Source organism: Sphaerospermopsis kisseleviana CS-549, from assembly GCF_028329225.1.
Lineage (GTDB): Bacteria > Cyanobacteriota > Cyanobacteriia > Cyanobacteriales > Nostocaceae > Sphaerospermopsis > Sphaerospermopsis kisseleviana.
Genome location: NZ_JAQMTI010000314.1, coordinates 1 through 3,769 on the forward strand (window position 1 = coordinate 1; position 3,769 = coordinate 3,769).

The 3,769-nt window shown below is 37.3% G+C and carries 3 protein-coding genes; 2 read left to right on the forward strand and 1 reads right to left on the reverse strand.

Annotated features, from left to right (window positions below):
• Positions 1-152 precede the first annotated feature (152 nt).
• A complete protein-coding gene (gene psaX, locus PN497_RS23950) occupies positions 153-269 on the forward strand; it encodes a photosystem I protein PsaX (RefSeq protein WP_096565677.1) in 117 nt (38 codons plus the stop codon).
• 192 nt (positions 270-461) lie between these two features.
• Here psaX and PN497_RS23955 read toward each other — a convergent pair whose 3' ends face one another.
• Entirely contained in the window at positions 462-1,328 is an 867-nt protein-coding gene (locus PN497_RS23955; protein ID WP_096565675.1) for a branched-chain amino acid ABC transporter permease, read from the reverse strand.
• A gap of 185 nt (positions 1,329-1,513) precedes the next feature.
• On the opposite strand from PN497_RS23955, the gene hrmK reads away from it, so the two are divergent.
• On the forward strand, positions 1,514-3,364 hold the full coding sequence (gene hrmK, locus PN497_RS23960; RefSeq protein ID WP_096565673.1) for a hybrid histidine kinase/response regulator HrmK: 1,851 nt from the start codon (positions 1,514-1,516) through the stop codon (positions 3,362-3,364).
• Positions 3,365-3,769 lie beyond the last annotated feature (405 nt).

The following is a 3,769-nucleotide window of genomic DNA, read 5'->3' on the forward strand; positions in this document are numbered from 1 at the left end:
CACCAGTCCCCAGTCACCAGTCCCCAGTCCCCAGTCACCAGTCACCAGTCACCAGTCCCCAGTCACCACACAAATATTTTTAAAGTTTCTGGAAAATTGGCGCTTATGTTTGCTATTTGTGGAAAAGTGATTAAATCAGGAGAACCAAATTTATGACTTCCAAAGGAAAAGCTGCTAAACCTTCTTACGTTTTCCGTGCCAGTTGGGCGTTGCTACTGTTGGCGATCAACTTCTTGGTGGCAGCTTATTATTTTCAGATCATTGAATAATTAGCTATCAGCTTTCAGCATTTAGCATTTAGCGATCAACTTTCTTGCCATTAGGTTGATGCTAAATACTGACGGCTGAAGGCTGATTTTTTATACTAATTGGAAAGATGAATTTGAACAATTAAAAGATGAAATGTTGATATATCAAGACTTTCACAATCCAAAATCCAAAATCCACAATCTAAAATGGTATTAGATTGTGCCTTTAAATAAACCTTTGGGACGGATGAGCAGCACCAAAATCATGATTAAGAGAGCTACACCTTGTTTATACTGAGAACCTAGCCAAGGGATGCTGACTTCCTGAACAATACCAATGATAAAAGCAGCAGCGATCGCACCGTAGGGGTTGCCAATACCACCCAAAATCACAGAGGCAAACAAGGGCAAAATCAGAAACCAGCCCATATTCGGACGTACAGCGGTAATCAAACCGTACATACTACCGCCTAAAGAAGTAAAAGTACCTGCAATTATCCAAGTCCAAAGAATTACTCTATCAACGTTAATACCAGATACTCTAGCTAAGTCTAAATCATCGGCTACTGCTCGCATAGCTTTACCGATTTTAGTGTTTTGTAATATGTAGTGAAGAAACAAAATCGCCAGCACAGCTAACCCTAGTACCAATAATTGATTTTGCGGTATCCGTAATTCCCCAAATTCTAAAGCAGGGATGACAGGGAGATTATAGTTTTGGTTTTTACCACCCCAAATAAAAATAATGCCGTTGCGGAGAAATAAGGCCAGTCCGATAGAAATGATGATCAGTGTGGTGGAAGTAGCACGAACTGACCGCATTTTTGACCACAGCAATTTTTCTGTCAGTAACATTACTGCGACTGTTCCCGATGCTGCTAAAATCATTGATAGCCAAATGTTTACACCCAAGGCATTGGCTACCAAAGTCAAATAAGCTCCCAAGGTAAGAAAATCACCATGAGCAAAGTTTGATAATCGTAAAATTCCATAGGTCAGCGTTAGTCCTACTGCTCCTAGAGCAATAATACTGCCCACCGCAATGCCATTAATGATTAATTGAGCTAGTTGTGTATCCATTGTTTTAAGTTTCTGTGAAGAAAATAAAATAAATGTGTAATGTGATTCAATAACAGTTGCATTAGGAGTTACAATAGATACTATCAGTTATAATTTACAATTAAAAGATATTTCTCCGTTAATATACATAAAATCCAGTTCATAATTTCCTGCCAAGGTTAGTTTCTTTGGCTGTCTAGTAAACCATGCAGCAGTCTTCAAACTTACCAGAACAAAACTCCCAGATCGATGGAACATCAAAACTTTTGCACACAATCCAGCAACGGCGGGATAATTTTTGGTTGCAAAACAGATTAAATCATTTGCAGAGTCGTTTAAATGATTGTCTGCTGGCTGCTAATATGATGCAGTCCACAGAGACAGAAGCAGAAATTTATCAAACGGTAGTCAACGAACTGGAAAAAGCTTTAAATGGGCGTTGGGTGGCGATCGCTCAATTTCCAGCAGATGAAATAGTGGGTAAGATTTGTTATGTTTCTAGTTCTTCCTCCCTGAGAACACCAATCATAGAAATAATATCTCAACCTGGAACAAAGCTGGACTTGAGGTTAAACGCTACCATCAGACTGGAAGATTTGCAGCAAATGGAGAAACAAAAACCTGGCAGTGCTTGGCGTTTAGTTGATGATGATAACGGTATGATGGCATGGCTAATTATTGCCACATCAAAGTCTAACGTGAATGGTGTTTCAATTAAACCATCCTTAACTCCCCTGCGATCGCAATTCATTAAAAGAACAATTCAGCATTGTCATACAGCCTTAACACAACTAAAGCAAATGCAATTTTGGCAAGAAAGATGTCAACAATTAGCTAATTATAATCAAGAATTAGAACGCACCAATCAACTTAAAAATCAATTTCTCGCCAATACCAGTCACGAAATCCGCACACTTTTAAGTTCTATAATTGGATTTACTCATCTACTTTTAGCACAAGGTTACGAACCAGACAGACAACGCCATCAAGAATATTTACACATTATTCAATCGAGTGGTAAGCATTTACTAGACTTGATTAACGATATTTTGGATCTTTCCAAAATAGAAGCCAACGAGCTAGAAATACAATGGGAAATAATTGATGTACCATCATTATGTAGCAATGTTTTAGCTTTAGTGAAAGAAAAAGCTGCTAATAAAGGTTTGAAATTACGTTTAGAAATTAACGATGATGTAACAACTTTATTAGCTGATTCTTTGCGACTCAAGCAAATGCTCTTGAATTTATTATTTAATGCAGTCAAATTTACCAATTCAGGTAGTGTTGGTTTAAGAGTAGCTACACAAGATTCATCTTTACGATTTACAGTTTGGGATACTGGAATTGGTATTTCCAAAGAATATCAATCTTTACTATTTCGTCCTTATAGCCAAATTATGAACCCCGGTTCTAGAAACAACGAAGGTACTGGTTTAGGGTTGGTAGTGACACAACAACTGGCTCAAATTCATGGTGGTTCTTTAGAGTTAGAATCGGAAGTAAATAAAGGTTCTGCTTTTACTATTATCCTACCACTTAAACCCACAGGAAAAGTTTTGGAAGCAATCGAAGTCAAAGCAGAAAAAGATTTAGAATTAAGTCAAGTAACGAGTAATTCTTCTGCTTCTCAGTTTTCTTCTCATATTCCCATCAGTAGATCAAGAGAAATTTTATTAGTAGAAGATGATTTTGCCAATTCTGAATTAATACGAATTTATTTAAGTATATTAAGTTATCAAGTGACTTGTGTTAAGAATGCACAGGAAATGTGGATGACTCTCCCACAGATACAACCAGCAGTAATTTTAATGGATGTGAATTTACCAGATAGCAACGGTTTGAGTTTAGTGGAACAACTGCGAAAACATCCCCAATATCAGCATATTCCGATAATTGCCCAAACAGCAATGGCTATGAAAGGAGATAAAGAAACTTGTTTAGCTGCTGGTGTTGATGATTATATTTCCAAACCCATAGATTTACAAGTTTTAGGTAGTATGGTAGCAAAATATTGTCAAGGATTTAACAATGGACAATTGATAATTGACAATTGATAATGGGGAGCATCCCAATTTTGCAAAAATCAACGCAACCACACCAAAAACTCTGGCTCAACTTTCTTAACTTTGTGTCCTTTGCGCCCTTTGCGGTTCAATCATATTCAGCCTTGGAGCATTTTATTTCGTGAGATAAAAATAAATTTAAAAAATAAATTTACACATTTGGGATATTCCCTGATAATGAGGTTAATTGGGTTGTAAATCTCTAGTTTTCAAGATCAAGAAAATTAACGAAGGCAGAAGGCAGGAGGCTGAATACTTAGGGGTTGCTGAGAAAGTCTTTCCGTGAGGGCATAGGAGTCAGGAGTCAGGAGTCAGGAGTCAGGAGGAGATTTGAAAATTTCTTTGCCATCTCTTGAAATCCCAAAAAATGCACACTTTTTCCGGTATACCCTTCAA

Coding starts and splice junctions, on each gene's coding strand:
- psaX (WP_096565677.1), top strand. CDS start 153: ATGACTTCCAAAGGAAAAGCTGCTAAACCTTCTTACGTTTTCCGTGCC.
- PN497_RS23955 (WP_096565675.1), bottom strand. CDS start 1,328: ATGGATACACAACTAGCTCAATTAATCATTAATGGCATTGCGGTGGGC.
- hrmK (WP_096565673.1), top strand. CDS start 1,514: ATGCAGCAGTCTTCAAACTTACCAGAACAAAACTCCCAGATCGATGGA.